Origin of the sequence: Shewanella seohaensis, assembly GCF_023283775.1 — a bacterium.
Taxonomy (GTDB): Bacteria; Pseudomonadota; Gammaproteobacteria; order Enterobacterales; family Shewanellaceae; genus Shewanella; species Shewanella seohaensis.
Genome location: NZ_JAKILE010000001.1, coordinates 136,277 through 151,682, shown reverse-complemented (window position 1 = coordinate 151,682; position 15,406 = coordinate 136,277). Strand labels below are relative to the sequence as shown.

Annotated in this window: 14 protein-coding genes; all 14 read left to right on the top strand. The window is 47.2% G+C overall.

The genetic code is table 11. The features are described from left to right. The first annotated feature begins 120 nt into the window (after positions 1 to 120). The 14 genes from L2713_RS00690 (at position 121) to L2713_RS00625 (ending at position 15,397) form a co-directional block, all read left to right on the top strand. Positions 121 to 1,236 carry a TRAP transporter substrate-binding protein gene (locus tag L2713_RS00690; protein WP_248966514.1) on the top strand — a complete coding sequence of 372 codons (1,116 nt, stop codon included), beginning with the start codon at positions 121 to 123 and terminating at the stop codon, positions 1,234 to 1,236. Between the two features lie 155 nt (positions 1,237 to 1,391). Then, positions 1,392 to 1,901, top strand: a complete 510-nt coding sequence (gene luxS / locus L2713_RS00685; RefSeq protein WP_011625409.1) for an S-ribosylhomocysteine lyase — start codon at positions 1,392 to 1,394, stop codon at positions 1,899 to 1,901. Positions 1,902 to 2,055: 154 nt separating this feature from the next. Next, the gene (locus L2713_RS00680; protein ID WP_248966513.1) at positions 2,056 to 4,107 is read left to right on the top strand and encodes a TonB-dependent receptor domain-containing protein; all 2,052 of its coding nucleotides are present in this window, start codon (positions 2,056 to 2,058) and stop codon (positions 4,105 to 4,107) included. Positions 4,108 to 4,510: 403 nt separating this feature from the next. Continuing rightward, a complete protein-coding gene (locus L2713_RS00675) occupies positions 4,511 to 5,845 on the top strand; it encodes a Na(+)-translocating NADH-quinone reductase subunit A (protein ID WP_248966756.1) in 1,335 nt (444 codons plus the stop codon). Then, entirely contained in the window at positions 5,845 to 7,044 is a 1,200-nt protein-coding gene (locus L2713_RS00670) for an NADH:ubiquinone reductase (Na(+)-transporting) subunit B (protein WP_011716068.1), read from the top strand. Before L2713_RS00675 ends, L2713_RS00670 begins: the two co-directional genes overlap by 1 nt. Then, positions 7,037 to 7,825, top strand: a complete 789-nt coding sequence (locus L2713_RS00665) for a Na(+)-translocating NADH-quinone reductase subunit C (RefSeq protein WP_086904332.1) — start codon at positions 7,037 to 7,039, stop codon at positions 7,823 to 7,825. Before L2713_RS00670 ends, L2713_RS00665 begins: the two co-directional genes overlap by 8 nt. Beyond that, on the top strand, positions 7,825 to 8,457 hold the full coding sequence (locus tag L2713_RS00660; protein ID WP_011621733.1) for an NADH:ubiquinone reductase (Na(+)-transporting) subunit D: 633 nt from the start codon (positions 7,825 to 7,827) through the stop codon (positions 8,455 to 8,457). The genes L2713_RS00665 and L2713_RS00660 overlap by 1 nt, the downstream gene beginning before the upstream one ends. 6 nt (positions 8,458 to 8,463) lie before the next feature. After that, positions 8,464 to 9,072, top strand: a complete 609-nt coding sequence (nqrE, locus tag L2713_RS00655) for an NADH:ubiquinone reductase (Na(+)-transporting) subunit E (protein ID WP_006080469.1) — start codon at positions 8,464 to 8,466, stop codon at positions 9,070 to 9,072. 46 nt (positions 9,073 to 9,118) lie between these two features. Beyond that, positions 9,119 to 10,375: an NADH:ubiquinone reductase (Na(+)-transporting) subunit F gene (nqrF, locus tag L2713_RS00650; protein WP_011716070.1), complete on the top strand. Its 1,257-nt coding sequence runs from the start codon at positions 9,119 to 9,121 to the stop codon at positions 10,373 to 10,375. A gap of 98 nt (positions 10,376 to 10,473) precedes the next feature. Then, positions 10,474 to 11,532: an FAD:protein FMN transferase gene (locus L2713_RS00645; RefSeq protein ID WP_248966755.1), complete on the top strand. Its 1,059-nt coding sequence runs from the start codon at positions 10,474 to 10,476 to the stop codon at positions 11,530 to 11,532. A gap of 11 nt (positions 11,533 to 11,543) precedes the next feature. Then, on the top strand, positions 11,544 to 11,768 hold the full coding sequence (gene nqrM / locus L2713_RS00640; protein WP_007645837.1) for a (Na+)-NQR maturation NqrM: 225 nt from the start codon (positions 11,544 to 11,546) through the stop codon (positions 11,766 to 11,768). Positions 11,769 to 12,143: 375 nt separating this feature from the next. Continuing rightward, on the top strand, positions 12,144 to 12,617 hold the full coding sequence (gene bfr / locus L2713_RS00635) for a bacterioferritin (protein WP_011621736.1): 474 nt from the start codon (positions 12,144 to 12,146) through the stop codon (positions 12,615 to 12,617). A 9-nt stretch (positions 12,618 to 12,626) separates the two neighbouring features. Beyond that, on the top strand, positions 12,627 to 13,094 hold the full coding sequence (gene bfr, locus L2713_RS00630; protein ID WP_011625412.1) for a bacterioferritin: 468 nt from the start codon (positions 12,627 to 12,629) through the stop codon (positions 13,092 to 13,094). 299 nt (positions 13,095 to 13,393) lie between these two features. After that, positions 13,394 to 15,397, top strand: a complete 2,004-nt coding sequence (locus L2713_RS00625; protein ID WP_248966512.1) for a methyl-accepting chemotaxis protein — start codon at positions 13,394 to 13,396, stop codon at positions 15,395 to 15,397. Positions 15,398 to 15,406 lie beyond the last annotated feature (9 nt).

Here is a 15,406-nt window from a genome sequence, read left to right as displayed (position 1 = left end):
TGCCTAACTTTATGTGTTAACAATATGTTTTATTTCAGCAGCGTTAAGCGTTCGTCGTTCGATAAAAGCACGCTAATTTTCATACTGTTAACTGGTTATTTGTCTTCTGGGAGAGGTTTGATGCGTCATTTGGGGAGTCTATTGCTTGCGGTATTACTGATTGGACTCGGTGGGTGTAATCCTGCGCCTTCAAAGACCGAACAGATTTCCGCATCCCCCCATCCTGACTCGGCTCCCGCCAAAGAGGTGATTGAGTGGCGCTTAGCCACGTCGTGGCCGAAAAACTTTGCTGGTTTAGGTATGGCGCCTGAGCGTTTTGCTAAGCTGGTCAACGACATGTCCCATGGCCGTTTACAAATTCATGTGTATGGCGCGGGTGAACTCATGCCTGCCTTTGCGGTATTCGACGGGGTGAGCCAAGGTAAAGTGCAGATGGCCCACGCCGCCTCCTATTATTGGAAGGGGAAAGCGCCCGCCTCACAGTTTTTTTCTTCTATCCCCTTTGGCATGACGGCCCAAGAGATGAACGGCTGGCTGCATTATGGTGGCGGCATGGCACTGTGGGAGGAAGTCTATCGTCCCTTTGGTATTATTCCATTAGCGGGGGGCAATACGGGCATGCAGATGGGGGGCTGGTTTAATAAACCCATCAACACTATTGCCGACTTTAAAGGCTTGAGGATCCGTATGCCAGGCCTAGGGGGCGAAGTGCTGAAACGTGTCGGTGCCGTTCCCGTCAATATGGCGGGCAGGGAGCTTTATGGCGCTTTGCAAACGGGGTCGATTGATGCGGCGGAGTGGGTTGGGCCAGTGAATGACCTTGCCTTTGGCTTACATAAAGTCGCCAAATATTACTATTATCCCGGCTGGCATGAGCCAGGCTCCAATATGGAGTTTTTGATCAATAAAGCCGCTTTTGAGAGTCTGCCCGAAGATTTACAAGCCATAGTCAAAGGCGCTGCGCGTGCTATCAATCAAGATATGTTGGACGAATATACCACGCGTAACGTGACCGCCCTTGAAACCTTAGTAAAAGACGAAGGTGTGGTGCTGAAGGCATTCCCGCCAGAGGTGCTTAGCGAGCTTGAACGTATTTCACAGCAGGTCATTGAAGAGCAGGCGGAGCAGGATCCTATGATGCGCAAAGTGTACCGGGCTTACCATGCCTATGAGCAAGGGGTGCGTGAGTATCATAAGATTTCTGAGGATGCTTACAGCCAGCAGCGTCAGCACTAATGCCGCTAATTTGAACAAAATGTTCATATTAGCGTCTGATTGATATGAGATGATTTCATCTTACATTATCTTGTTATCGACCGAATCCATTTGGTGTTATGCTTGCGCCCATAAACCGATAGCGGTTGTATCGCCCTAAGAATTTGGAGAGCCCTATGCCATTACTTGATAGCTTTACCGTTGACCATACACGGATGAATGCGCCTGCCGTGCGCGTTGCCAAACATATGAGTACCCCCAAAGGCGATGCCATTACCGTATTCGATCTGCGTTTTTGTGCACCGAATAAAGATATCCTCAGCGAGCGCGGTATCCATACCCTAGAGCATTTGTTTGCGGGCTTTATGCGTGATCATCTTAATGGCAGCGATGTTGAAATTATTGATATTTCACCAATGGGATGCCGCACTGGTTTCTACATGAGCCTGATTGGTGAGCCTAGCGAGCGCCAAGTGGCCGATGCATGGCTTGCCTCTATGGAAGATGTGCTCAAAGTGGTTGAGCAATCTGAAATTCCTGAGCTTAACGAGTATCAATGTGGTACTTATCAGATGCACTCGTTAGAACAAGCCCAAGATATTGCCCGTAACATTATCGCCGCAGGCGTGAGTGTTAACCGCAACGACGACTTAAAACTTAGCGATGAGATCTTAGGTCAACTCTAAGCTTTGCTGGGCTAGCGCATTCTGCGCTAGCGAGGTCTAAAGTGTTAGCGTCAAGAAAGCGACATTCGTCGCTTTTTTTTTCGAGTAAATTCAGCTATTTTACAAAACAACAACAAAAACGCCGTACGCTAACAAACACTTTTGGGAGCTTGGTATGTCCAGTCGCTACTTTGTGATGTCGCTGACCGCGCTTGCGGTTTCCTGTGTTTACCCTAATACACTTAATGCAAATCCGCTCCATTCTCAGACGCTCGATCTGATTGAACTCAATAACCAGTATCACTCCAGTGATGATGGGATGCAGTTGAGTTACTTAAACAGCCTAACCTTATTGCGAGCCGACCACAGCGGAAATAGTGCGAATATCAGTATGCGCTCCGCCAGCCAAGGTGTGGCTGTGATGCAAGATAGGGTGTATTTCTCACCCGCGCCATATTCGGCGCCGCAGTTGCAGTTACTGCCCAACCTTTTACTACAGCAAAATGTCACGAGTGCACCACTGGCAAATATGACGGTAGGCGGGCAGGGAGCCTTTGGGGTGGTGAATTACCAGAGCCTTGAAATTGCCGACCAACCTCAGTCTGGTAGTTTTCAGGTTGAAGGTGCAACGGATTCCGACTTCAATGCCGGCATGACTTGGGGCGTTAAGCAAAAGGAATATGGAGCCTTATTCGCGGCGAATTATCTTCAAGAACAAGGTGATGCAAATTTTTTCAACGGCAGCGATGCCGATAGAAAAAAAACTGACCTGCTGTTTAAGGTCAACGCCGCCAGTTTGCTCGGGGCTCGTAGTCCGCAGCAAACAGAATTTATCTACCAATTTATCGATGATGACAGTTATCGCTCGCAGCTTGGTATTACGGCAGCGGACTGGCAACAGGATCCCTTACTCTTATATTCGGCAACGGCACAAGATAACCACCAGGGGCGGCAGCACAAGTATCAGCTATCACACCAAGTGGATTTAGGCGGCAGTAAAGTGATCACTGACTTTTACTATCAGTCCTATTCACAACAACTGAACCAACTTGGCTTGTTTAATGGGCAAGAGATTGACGCTGCAACGCTTGCGGACATCGCCGCCTTTGACCGTGCGCCAACCGCGGATGTTAATGATGTCGCTCTGCTCGTCCAAGACAACGATTACAGCGCCTTTGGCGCCCAGACCCAAGCCATAAACCAATACGGCGAACATCAAATTATTTACAGCGCTCGTTATCATACGGATAAGGCCGAAATGCACTTTGGCGAGCAAACGGCGTTATGGCAAGCGGATAGAAGTCTGATGGTTGATGAGTCAAACGCCCTGTTCGCTTATACCGATGATGCCACTGCGCTGACGTCGGCCATTGACTCGCTATTCCGTTGGCAAGGCATGCAAATCAAGTTAGGGCTTACTTACGAGCATGTGAGTGTCAATCGTGAAGTGAAGCAAGCGTTCGCGGAGCTGGACGAAGCGGATTTCTCCGATAGTGATTGGATGCCGCAATTAGGTGTGCTCTATGATGCGGGCGATTGGCGTTTTAGTACCGATATCCGTCGGGCCTGGACTGCGGCAAGCGCGGGGAATACTACCCAAGAGGCTCAGGTGTCGCTCCATTATCAAGTGAGTGCCCAATATGCACGCGAAGGGATAAAAGCAGATTTACGGGCCTATGTGCAAGAGTTTGATAATCTGCATGTGGATTGCGATAGCTATTCGATGTGCGCCGATGAACGCTTGTTAACCCAAGAGAATATTCCCGATGTGCTTACCTATGGTGTAGAACTTGGCCTTGGCTATCGCTGGGATCTGGGTGGGGTAGAGTTACCCTTAGGGCTAAATTATCAATATCTTAGCGCCGAGTATCAAACCAGCACTTGCACCGATGTCCAAGGCTGTGTTCTAGAGGGAGAGAGATTGGCTTGGTTACCCGAACATCAATTGCAATTGAGTGCGGGGGTTAACTATGGCGAATATCAACTGAATCTTGAGGCGGCCTATCAATCGGAGCGGAATTTCAGCCAATTTGGTAGCGAACTGCAACAGGTTGCGGGCCAATGGCGGGTCGATTTAGCGGCAAACTATGATTTTGATAAACACCATAGGTTGTATATTCGCGTCGAAAACCTACTCGATGAGTCCTTAGTCACCACAGCATCAAATAGCGGAATTCGGTCTGAAAATGGACGGATCAGCTATTTGGGTTATCAATGGCGTTTTTAAACTGAATTAAATCTTGTTTAAAGATTATTCAACGAGAAAGCGAAATAGTCGTATTAAGCCTCGCCATAAAGAGGTATCGACCTTTCGCTAAATTATTTCTTTTAAAATTAATGTTATAGTATTTGACGACCGTAATATTTTCTCTTTCTGAGCCCTCACTCGGTCGGAAGGTGAACGCTGTAGCGCATGATTCTTTTAAATCCTTATTTGAGGTTTGAAATCACCTATAATTTTCGTGGCGATGCCACGGCAATTGGGGTAAAATGCGCGCGACCAGCGTGATTGCGATCGCATTTCTGTGATAAATCTGCGCTAGCTCAATGCAGTAGGTTTTGTTTAAAACCTCAGTATTTAGCAGGAACGCGGCGCATTGTCTTTCCTTCAAAACGTAGTGCTTGTGGATATGATTACAATTAAGAAAGGATTGGAACTGCCTATAGCAGGCGGACCAGAGCAAGTTATCCATAATGGCCCAGCCATTAAACATGTAGCTACTTTGGGTGAAGAGTATATTGGCTTACGTCCAACGATGAAGATCAAAGTGGGCGATAAAGTACAAAAAGGTCAGGTGATTTTCGAAGATAAGAAAAATCCTGGCGTAAAATATACGGCTTTAGCCAGTGGTACTATATTAGACATTAACCGGGGCGCCCAGCGTGTGCTGCAGTCTGTTGTTATTCAAGTAGAAGGGAACGAAAGCGTTGCCTTTGCTAAGTATGACGCCACTGCTCTCGATACGCTAGACTCGCAACTGGTCCGTGACAACCTGATCGAATCAGGTTTATGGACTGCATTGCGTACACGTCCTTTCAGCAAAGTGCCTGCCGTAGATTCTTCTGCCGCTGGTATTTTTGTAACCGCGATTGATACGCAACCCCATGCCGCCGATCCTGTTGTAGTGATCCGTGAGCATAAAGAAGATTTTGCTAATGGTCTTAAGGTCTTAGCAAGACTTACCGAAGGTAAAGTTTACCTTTGTAAAGCGCCTGGCGCCGATATTCCTGCCGCTAATGCCCAAGTTGAAGAATTTGCCGGTGTTCACCCAGCGGGTCTTGTTGGTACTCATATCCATTTCCTACTTCCAGCTTCTGCAAAACGTACTGTTTGGCATGTCGGTTACCAAGATGTAATAGCCATTGGTCAGCTATTTACTACCGGTCAACTTAATACCGAACGTGTGGTCGCAATTGCCGGTCCTAAAGCGGCTAAGCCACGTTTGGTTCGCACTGTTTTAGGTGCAAGCATGACTGAACTGACCGCGGGCGAAACCTTAGATGGTAACGTACGTGTTGTTTCAGGTTCTGTGCTGAATGGCCGTACTGCTGTAGGTCCTCAAGGATATTTAGGTCGTTACCACGCGCAGGTGAGTCTGTTAGAAGAAGGCACTGAAAAAGAATTATTTGGTTGGGTGTTACCAGGCTCAAACAAATACTCTATTACCCGTGCATTCCTTGGCCACTTAAGCGCTTCTCGTCTGTTCAACATGACGACCAGTACTGGTGGTTCAGACCGCGCTATGGTGCCAATCGGCAACTACGAGCGTGTAATGCCATTGGATATTCTTCCTACTATGTTGCTGCGTGACCTGATCTCAGGTGACTTTGACGGTGCTGCCACTTTAGGCGCGTTAGAGTTGGATGAAGAAGATCTCGCACTGTGTACGTTCGTATGTCCAGGCAAATATGACTACGGTTCATATCTGCGTGACTGTTTAGATACGATCGAGAGGGAAGGCTAATGAGCTTGAAAGATTTTTTCGAACGTATTGAACCCGACTTTGAAAAAGGCGGTAAATACGAAAAGTTTTATGCCCTCTTCGAAGCGGCATACACCATTTTTTATACGCCAGGTAAAGTGAACAAGGGTAAAACCCACGTTCGCGACAACATCGATCTGAAACGTATGATGATCACGGTTTGGGCCTGTGCCTTCCCAGCGATGTTCGTGGGTATGTACAACGTAGGTCTGCAAGCACAACTTGCGTTAATCGCGGGTTTTGCAACGCCTGACGTATGGCAAGTGAGCCTGTTCGGCATGTTCGGTACCGAACTGACCGCCAACTCTGGCTGGCCAGCACTGATGTGGTACGGCGCCTGTTTCTTCCTACCTATCTATGCGGTGACTTTCGCCGTGGGGGGTATTTGGGAAGTGCTGTTTGCCGCTATCCGTGGCCACGAAGTTAACGAAGGTTTCTTCGTTACCTCTATCCTGTTCGCGTTAACCCTGCCAGCAACTATCCCATTGTGGATGGTGGCCTTAGGTATCACCTTCGGTGTGGTTGTGGCTAAAGAAGTGTTCGGTGGTACTGGTCGTAACTTCTTAAACCCAGCATTAGCCGGTCGTGCCTTCCTGTTCTTCGCTTACCCACTGAACATGTCTGGTGACACTTCATGGGTTGTCGCTGACGGTTACTCTGGTGCAACGGCTCTGAGCCAAGCGGCAGCGGGTACCTTAGATTACACATTCAACCAAAACTGGTGGGATGCGTTCTTCGGTTTCATTCCAGGCTCTGTGGGTGAAGTATCGACTCTGGCGATTCTGTTAGGTGGTCTGGTTATCATCTATACCCGTATCGCTTCATGGCGCATCGTTGGCGGCGTGATGGTCGGTATGATTGCTATCTCTACACTGTTAAATGTGATCGGTAGCGACACTAACCCAATGTTTGCAATGCCTTGGTACTGGCACTTAGTGTTAGGTGGTTTTGCATTTGGCATGATGTTTATGGCGACTGACCCAGTGTCTGCGTCGTTCACTAACCAAGCTAAATGGGCATACGGTATCTTGATTGGTGCAATGGCTGTGTTTATCCGCGTGATTAACCCTGCATTCCCAGAAGGCATGATGTTAGCGATTCTGTTTGCTAACTTGTTCGCGCCATTGTTCGACCACTTCGTGGTTCAGGCAAATATCAAGCGGAGGATTGCTCGTGGCTAGTAATAAAGATTCGTTCGGCAGAACGTTATTTATCGTCGTTGGCTTATGTCTAATTTGTGCGATATTCGTGTCGACTGCGGCAGTATTACTGCGCCCAACTCAAGCAGAAAACAAGCTGCTTGATAAGCAAAAGTACATCCTCGAAGCTGCGGGTCTGATTGACACGAAAGCGGGCAAAGTAACCAAAGCTCAGATTTTGGATACTTACAGCAAGCACATCGAAGCTAAGTTAGTTAACTTAAAAACCGGTGATTGGGTTGAAGGTGTTGATGCCAACACATTCGATCAACGCAAAGCGTCTCGCGATGTGAAAACCTCATTTGTACCTCAAAACGACATCGCTTCGGTTAAGCGTGTTGCTGAAGATGCAGTGGTTTATTTAGTGCGTGACGAACAAGGTAAGTTAACCAGCGTGATCCTGCCAGTTCATGGTTATGGCCTGTGGTCGACTATGTATGCTTTCCTCGCGTTAGATGCTGATCTGAACACGATTCAAAGCTTAGTGTACTACGAGCAAGGCGAAACCCCAGGTCTTGGTGGTGAAGTGCAAAACGCTCAGTGGAAAGCGAAATGGCACGGTAAGAAGTTATTTGATGAGCAAGGTAACATTGCTATCAGCGTAACTAAAAACCCAGCTGTTGCTAGCACTGAATACGGTGTAGATGCATTATCCGGCGCGACTCTGACCAGTAACGGTGTTCAACACTCTCTAACATTCTGGTTAGGTAAAGAAGGTTTTGCGAGTTTCATTGAAAAAGCACGCAATGGAGGTCTCAGCTAATGTCTGACGCTAAAGAACTGAAACAGGTTCTGACTGGACCTATCGTCAACAACAACCCGATTGCATTACAAGTACTTGGTGTATGTAGTGCGTTAGCGGTAACGAGCAAGCTCGAAACTGCACTGGTAATGGCGTTGGCATTAACTGCGGTAACAGCGTTTTCTAACCTGTTTATCTCAATGATCCGTAACCATATTCCTAGCAGCGTACGTATTATCGTACAGATGACCATTATTGCCTCTCTGGTAATCGTGGTTGACCAATTGCTGCAGGCTTATGCTTATCAGATTTCTAAGCAGTTATCGGTATTCGTGGGCCTTATCATTACGAACTGTATCGTAATGGGTCGCGCTGAAGCCTATGCGATGAAAACACCGCCAATGATGAGCTTTATGGATGGTATCGGTAACGGTTTAGGTTACGGTGCGATTCTGTTAGCCGTTGGCTTCGTGCGTGAACTGTTTGGTAACGGTTCTCTGTTCGGTGTTCAAATCCTGCACAAGATCTCTGAAGGTGGCTGGTATCAACCAAACGGTCTGTTATTACTGCCGCCAAGTGCGTTCTTCCTGATCGGTATTCTGATTTGGATTATTCGTACCTATAAGCCAGAGCAAGTTGAAGCAAAAGGGTAATTTGAGATGGAACATTATATTAGCCTGTTAATTCGCTCTGTTTTCATTGAAAACATGGCACTGGCCTTCTTCTTAGGTATGTGTACTTTCTTAGCGGTATCGAAGAAAGTGACTACCGCGATGGGCCTAGGGATTGCGGTAGTTGTAGTGTTAACTATCTCTGTTCCTGCTAACCAAGTTATTTACCAAGGGCTGTTAGCACCTGGCGCACTGGCTTGGGCTGGTGCACCTGAAGCTGACTTAAGCTTCTTGAAATTCATTACCTTTATCGGTGTGATTGCGGCTTTAGTTCAAATTCTGGAAATGGCACTGGATAAGTACTTTCCTCCTTTGTACAACGCGTTAGGTATCTTCTTACCTCTGATCACTGTGAACTGTGCAATTTTCGGTGCGGTATCATTCATGGTTGAGCGTGACTACAAGCTGGGCGAAAGTGTGGTGTTTGGTTTCGGCTCTGGAGTAGGTTGGGCATTAGCTATCGTATTGATGGCCGGTATCCGTGAGAAGCTGAAGTATGCCGATGTGCCGAATGGCCTGCGTGGTTTAGGTATTACCTTTATTACCGCTGGTTTAATGGCCTTAGGTTTCATGTCGTTTTCTGGTGTGTCTCTGTAAGAGACACCAAACGGCTTCTTGAATTGGACCTTCTAAGGATAAGTTAATGGATATTCTTGGTATTTTTAAATCTACTCCGCTCGAGGTTTACCTCGGTGTGAGTATGTTTACTGCTATCGTCCTAGTCTTAGTGTTAGTGATTTTATTCGCTAAATCTAAGCTAGTGTCTAGCGGTGACATCACGATCGGCATCAACGACGATCCTGAAAAAGCGATTACAACCGGTGCCGGTGGCAAGCTGTTAGGCGTGCTAGCGAACAGCGGTATCTTCGTATCGAGCGCCTGTGGTGGCGGTGGTTCTTGTGGCCAATGCCGCGTAGTGGTGAAGTCTGGCGGCGGTGATATTCTGCCAACAGAATTAGATCACATCAGCAAGGGTGACGCCCGTAAAGGTTGCCGTCTGTCTTGCCAGGTGAACGTTAAGAACGACATGGAAATCGAGCTTGACGAAGAAATCTTCGGTATTAAGAAGTGGGAATGTACTGTTATCTCTAACGATAACAAGGCGACCTTCATTAAAGAACTGAAGCTGCAAATTCCTGATGGTGAATCTGTTCCGTTCCGTGCGGGTGGTTACATCCAGATTGAAGCGCCTGCACACCATGTTAAATATGCTGATTTCGACGTACCAGCAAAATACCGTGGTGACTGGGAACACTTTGGCTTCTTCAAGTTAGAATCTAAAGTTGACGAAGAAACAATCCGTGCTTACTCCATGGCTAACTACCCAGAAGAGTTTGGCATCATCATGTTGAACGTGCGTATCGCGACGCCACCTCCACGTAACTTGAGCTTACCATGCGGTAAGATGTCATCTTACATTTGGAGCCTGAAGGCTGGCGATAAAGTGACGATTTCTGGCCCATTCGGTGAATTCTTCGCGAAAGATACCGATGCAGAAATGGTGTTTATCGGTGGTGGTGCGGGTATGGCACCAATGCGTTCACACATTTTCGACCAACTGAAGCGTCTGAAGTCTAAGCGTAAGATGAGCTTCTGGTACGGTGCACGTTCTAAGCGTGAAATGTTCTACGTGGAAGACTTTGACGGCCTAGCGGCTGAAAACGACAACTTCGTATGGCATGTGGCCCTGTCTGATCCTCAACCTGAGGACAACTGGGATGGTTACACAGGTTTCATCCATAACGTACTGTATGAAAACTACCTGAAAGACCATGAAGCGCCAGAAGATTGTGAGTTCTACATGTGTGGACCTCCAATGATGAACGCAGCCGTAATCGGTATGTTGAAAAATCTTGGTGTCGAAGACGAAAACATCCTGTTGGATGACTTCGGCGGCTAATGTGAATTAGCCCAAGGTGAGAAGAGTTGCAGATGTGGAGTAAAGCTCTCATCTGCAACTTTTGCATTAAAGGGCATCCAAAAGAGTTGTTAGTCACTATGTTTAAAACCCTAGCGTTAAAAACCCCCGTGTTAAAAACCTCAGTGTTAAAGCATTCAGTGTACTGGCTGGTCCTTGTAGGTCTAGCCTTTTTTATTTCAGCCTGTAGTAAACAGGATGAGGTTATCTCCCTCGCGGGCAGCACAATGGGCACGACCTACCACATTAAAGTGGTTCCCAATGAGCAAATGCCAACGGCCCAATTACTGCAGGCCGAAATTGACTTAGCCCTAGAGCAAGTCAATAACCAGATGTCGACCTATCGACCTAATTCAGAACTGTCTCGTTTCAATCAGTTACCGCTCGAGCAAAGCGTTGAAGTGTCGCCTGATACCATTAAAGTGGTTAAAGAAGGCATGCGTTTATATAACGTGACGGACAAAGCTTTAGACATTACCTTAGGGCCGCTGGTGAACCTATGGGGATTTGGCCCCGATAAGCGCCCAACCAAAGTGCCTACTCAGGCCGATATCGATGCGGCTAAAGCCAAAACGGGTATCAGTGAGCTTTCTATCGAAGGCAATCGCTTAAGCAAGCACAATGCGCATTTATATGTGGACCTGTCTTCAATCGCCAAAGGTTTTGGCGTGGACAAAGTGGCCTCGATTTTAGATAAGTACCATGCAAGCGGTTACTTAGTCGAAATTGGTGGCGAGCTGAGCATTAAAGGCACTAAAGGCGATGGTAGCTCGTGGCGCGTCGCGATAGAGAAGCCGACCGATGATGGTATGGCGGTGCAGCAGGTGATTGAGCCTGGCACTATGGCTATGGCAACGTCGGGGGATTATCGCAATTATTATGAGGAAGAAGGTCAGCGTTTTACTCATATAATTGATCCACGTACCGGTTTGCCGATTAATCATAAGCTAGCATCTGTGACCGTTTTGCATAAGGAATGTATGACGGCCGATGGTTTTGCGACGGCGATGATGGTTTTAGGCACAGAAGCGTCATTGGAGCTTGCCAAGAAAGAACACTTGGCGATAATGCTAATAGAAAAGCAAGGCGAAGGATTTAAAGTCTACTACAGTGACGCCTTCAAGCCTTTCCTTAAGTAGTTGGAGTTAACATGAGCACTTTTATCGCGGCATTTGTGATTTTATTACTGTTCTTTTTGCTTATGTCGATAGGTTATCTCATCAAGCGCAAAGCCGTTGAAGGAAGCTGTGGCGGTTTAGGTGTATTAGGGATTGAAAAAGCCTGCGATTGTGATGATCCCTGCGACAAGCGTAAACGTCGTATGGCCGCAGAAGAAGCGCGCCGTGAGAAGTTAACGAAAGACAGGATCATTTAATTATCCGCTTCAACTGAAATAGCCTCCTCTGGAGGCTATTTTTTTGCCTCGACTTTAGCGCTGCAAAGGTTTTGAGCGTCGATTTCGTTCTGGAAAGCGCAAGTTCACGAAGGGATGAGTGACGCGGGTTATGCTAATCAGTTAACGAGTGCCTTTTATAACTGCAAGAAAGAGAATTTACTTACCTGCTGAGCGTACCCATAAAATTAATCCTTGATATATGAGGAGGATAGCTGGCTAATCTAAGCGATAATGAGAATGCTTTTTATCTTTAAGTTGGTGAAAAATAAAGAAAATTTGAGTTAAGCTGAAAACTGTACTAGGCTAGAAGCTTGATTTAGATCAATCTTTCACTCATATCAAGGATCGTTACTTATGAAAGGTCATCCTAAAGTGGTGGGACAACTCAATCGGGTGCTTACCTGTGAGTTAACGGCCATTAATCAATATTTTCTCCATGCCAGAATGTTCAAGCATTGGGGTCTCGAGAAGCTAGATCACGTCGAATACAAGAAATCCATCCAAGATATGAAACACGCCGATAAGCTTATCGAGCGGGTATTATTTTTAGAGGGATTACCGAATCTGCAACAGCTCGAAAAACTGCGTATTGGCGAGCACACCCAAGAGATGCTGGATTGCGATTTAGCTATGGTGCAGGAACAACTCACACTGTTACGGGATGCCATTAGCCTCTGCGAGGCGGAGCAGGATTATGTGAGCCGCGATCTGCTCGAAGATATCCTTGAAGATGAAGAAGAGCACTTAGATTGGCTCGAGTCACAGCAGGAGCTGATTAGCTTAACTGGCATTCAAAACTATCTTCAATCGCAAATTAGTGAGTCATAGGAGCTGAATATGAAAGGTGATAAAGAGGTCATCGACGCGTTGAATCGTCTCCTAACGGGAGAGTTATCGGCGATGGATCAGTATTTTGTGCATGCCCATATGTATGAAGACTGGGGCCTGAACGAACTTTATGAGCGTATTGCCCATGAGTCGGATGATGAAAAAGGTCATGCGGCCAAACTGGTACAGCGTATTTTATTCCTCGAAGGCGTGCCGAATGTGGCCGCGCGGGAAGCGCTCAACATTGGTTCAAACGTTGAAGAGATGCTGCGTAACGATTTGGCCTATGAGTATAAGGTCGCCGATGATTTGCGTAAGGTGATTGCCCTGTGTGAGTCGAAAAAAGATTATCAAACCCGTGAGATCTTAGAAGTGTTACTTGATGACACCGAATCTGACCACATGTATTGGTTAGAAAAACAACTCGGTTTGATTGACCGAATTGGTTTACCGAATTATCTGCAAACTAAGATGTAACCACGCCCGCTTACGCAGCTTAAGCACAAAGGCCAGTCACTAAATGACTGGCCTTTGTTTTTGGATTTTGAGTATTTAGTCTAACACTCTGTAAAAAATCGCTATCGCAATGGGATCTTCTGATGGATGTCGATTGTTTAGCGATTCCTGTTATTTTGCTAATGTCTATTCTTTACAAATACTTGTTTACGTTTTTTATCATCATTTCGGCTGTTGTTGGCTAGTAAAAATTGTTACCGTGTGAAACTGTTTTTGCAGGCTTTTTTGTTAAGTGGTTGGTTAACCAGACGGGAAGATGGATGAGATATATAAAACGTTCTCTTAGTTTGCAGTTAGTGGTAACTATCGTCGGTGCCCTCGCTGTACTTCTTACTTTAGTTGCCGCTTTGCTCGTGAATAAAGAAAGTAATAACACACGTAAGCAAGTGGATGCGGACATTTCGGCGCTTGTGGCTCTCAAGGCCAATGAGATTGGTGGTTACTTTGTTGCCAAGGGACAAGTGATCCACTCGGTTTTTGCCGAGCCTGGGCTTATCCATTGGTTTAGCCAATATCATGCCCGTGGCAGTAACTTAGCCAACGATCAACAGTACCAAGATATTATTCGCTATTTCCGCTCGTTCTCCGACCGTGATAGCGATGTGAAGTCAGTGTTCTTTGGCTCGGCGAATACCTTCGAGTATTTCGACCTTAATGGCCGTTTCGATGGCGATCCAAACTACTACACTAACAAGCGTCCTTGGTGGCAGGAGGCTATCGATCAGCGCAGCTTGTTTGTGGGCGATCCTGCGGTCGATGCCAACGATGGATCTATTTCAGCCACGGTTAAAACCCCAGTCTATGGTGCCAATGGTGAACTCATCGGGATTGGTGGTATGGATATTCTCATTGATACCATTGGTAAAACCCTGTTAGCGCCAATCAAATACCGCAACTATGGCCAAGCCTTCCTGATGACAGATGAAGGTAAGCTGGTTTATTTCCCTGGATTCTCAGATAAATTCCCGCCGGGCTCACTTGCGAATCAAATCGATAGCCAGTTTAAGGACACCTCAGGTTTTACCGCCTTAAGACAGCAAATGCAGCGCGAAGCGCAGGGCTTTGCCGAAGTCACCTTTAACGGTGTGCCGCAGCGGGTAACCTTTGTGTCCGTGGGCGGTGATTATCCTAAGCAAAAATGGCACTTAGCCTTTATGTTGCCCCATGAGGTGATTGAAGCGCCAGTGACCGAAGCCTTTTGGAATGCCTGTTTTGTTGCCTTAGGGATTATGCTGTTGGTCGGCATCACAGTATGGTTGATGTTATTGCCCTTTAGACGCCAGCTCGGCAAATTGCTCGATGCGATGGAAGACATTGCCGAAGGTGATAGCGATTTATCCCAACGCATTTTAATGGAGCGCGAGGATGAGTTAGGCAAGCTGGGTGATGCCTTCAACCGCTTTGCCGAAAAGGTGCAGCAGATGTTACTGCACACTCGCAACTTAACCCAAGAGGTGGGCACAGGGGTGATGGATGCGCGCCAAGTGTGTGATTTAGCGGTATCTTCGGTGTCATCGCAGAAACAACAAATCGACTCAGTGGCCACGGCCGCCACCCAAATGGCACAGACGAGCCAAGAAATGGCGATTAGCGCCCAGCGGGCGAATGATTTTGCTGAAAAGGCACAAACCCAAGCCCATGACGGTACTCAAATTGTGTCCCGTGCGACCGAAGGTATGAAGGCATTATCGGTTCAAGTGATTGAAGCGGCCAAAGTCATCAAGGAGTTACGTAGCAGATCTGAGCAAATTGGCGAAGTGTTAAGCGTGATCCGTAACATTGCCGACCAAACCAACTTGCTGGCGCTCAATGCGGCCATCGAGGCGGCGCGGGCGGGTGAGCAGGGCCGAGGCTTTGCCGTGGTGGCCGATGAAGTGCGTACTCTCGCGTCTCGCACCCAAGATTCTACCGCCAACATTCAAGGGATTATCCAAACCCTGCAACAGAGTGCGCTACAAGCCGAGCAGGTGATGGAATCTGGGGTTGAGCAGGCAAGAGTCGGGCAAGACTTGACTACGCAAGTGGAGCAAGCCTTAAGTGATATCGCCAGTGCCATTGTGTCGATTCAGCAGCAAACGGTGGAGATCACCGTCGCGATTGGTCAGCAGGCCGTTGTGGCTGAAGAAGTAGCGCAAAACGTGGTTAGCGTACGTGGTTTGTCCGATCAGTCTTTGCTCTCGAGCCAAGATTTATCCCAAAGTTTGCAAGGATTTGAGCAAGCGACTCACGAACTCACCCGCAACATTGGGCAATTTAAGATTTAATTCAAAACG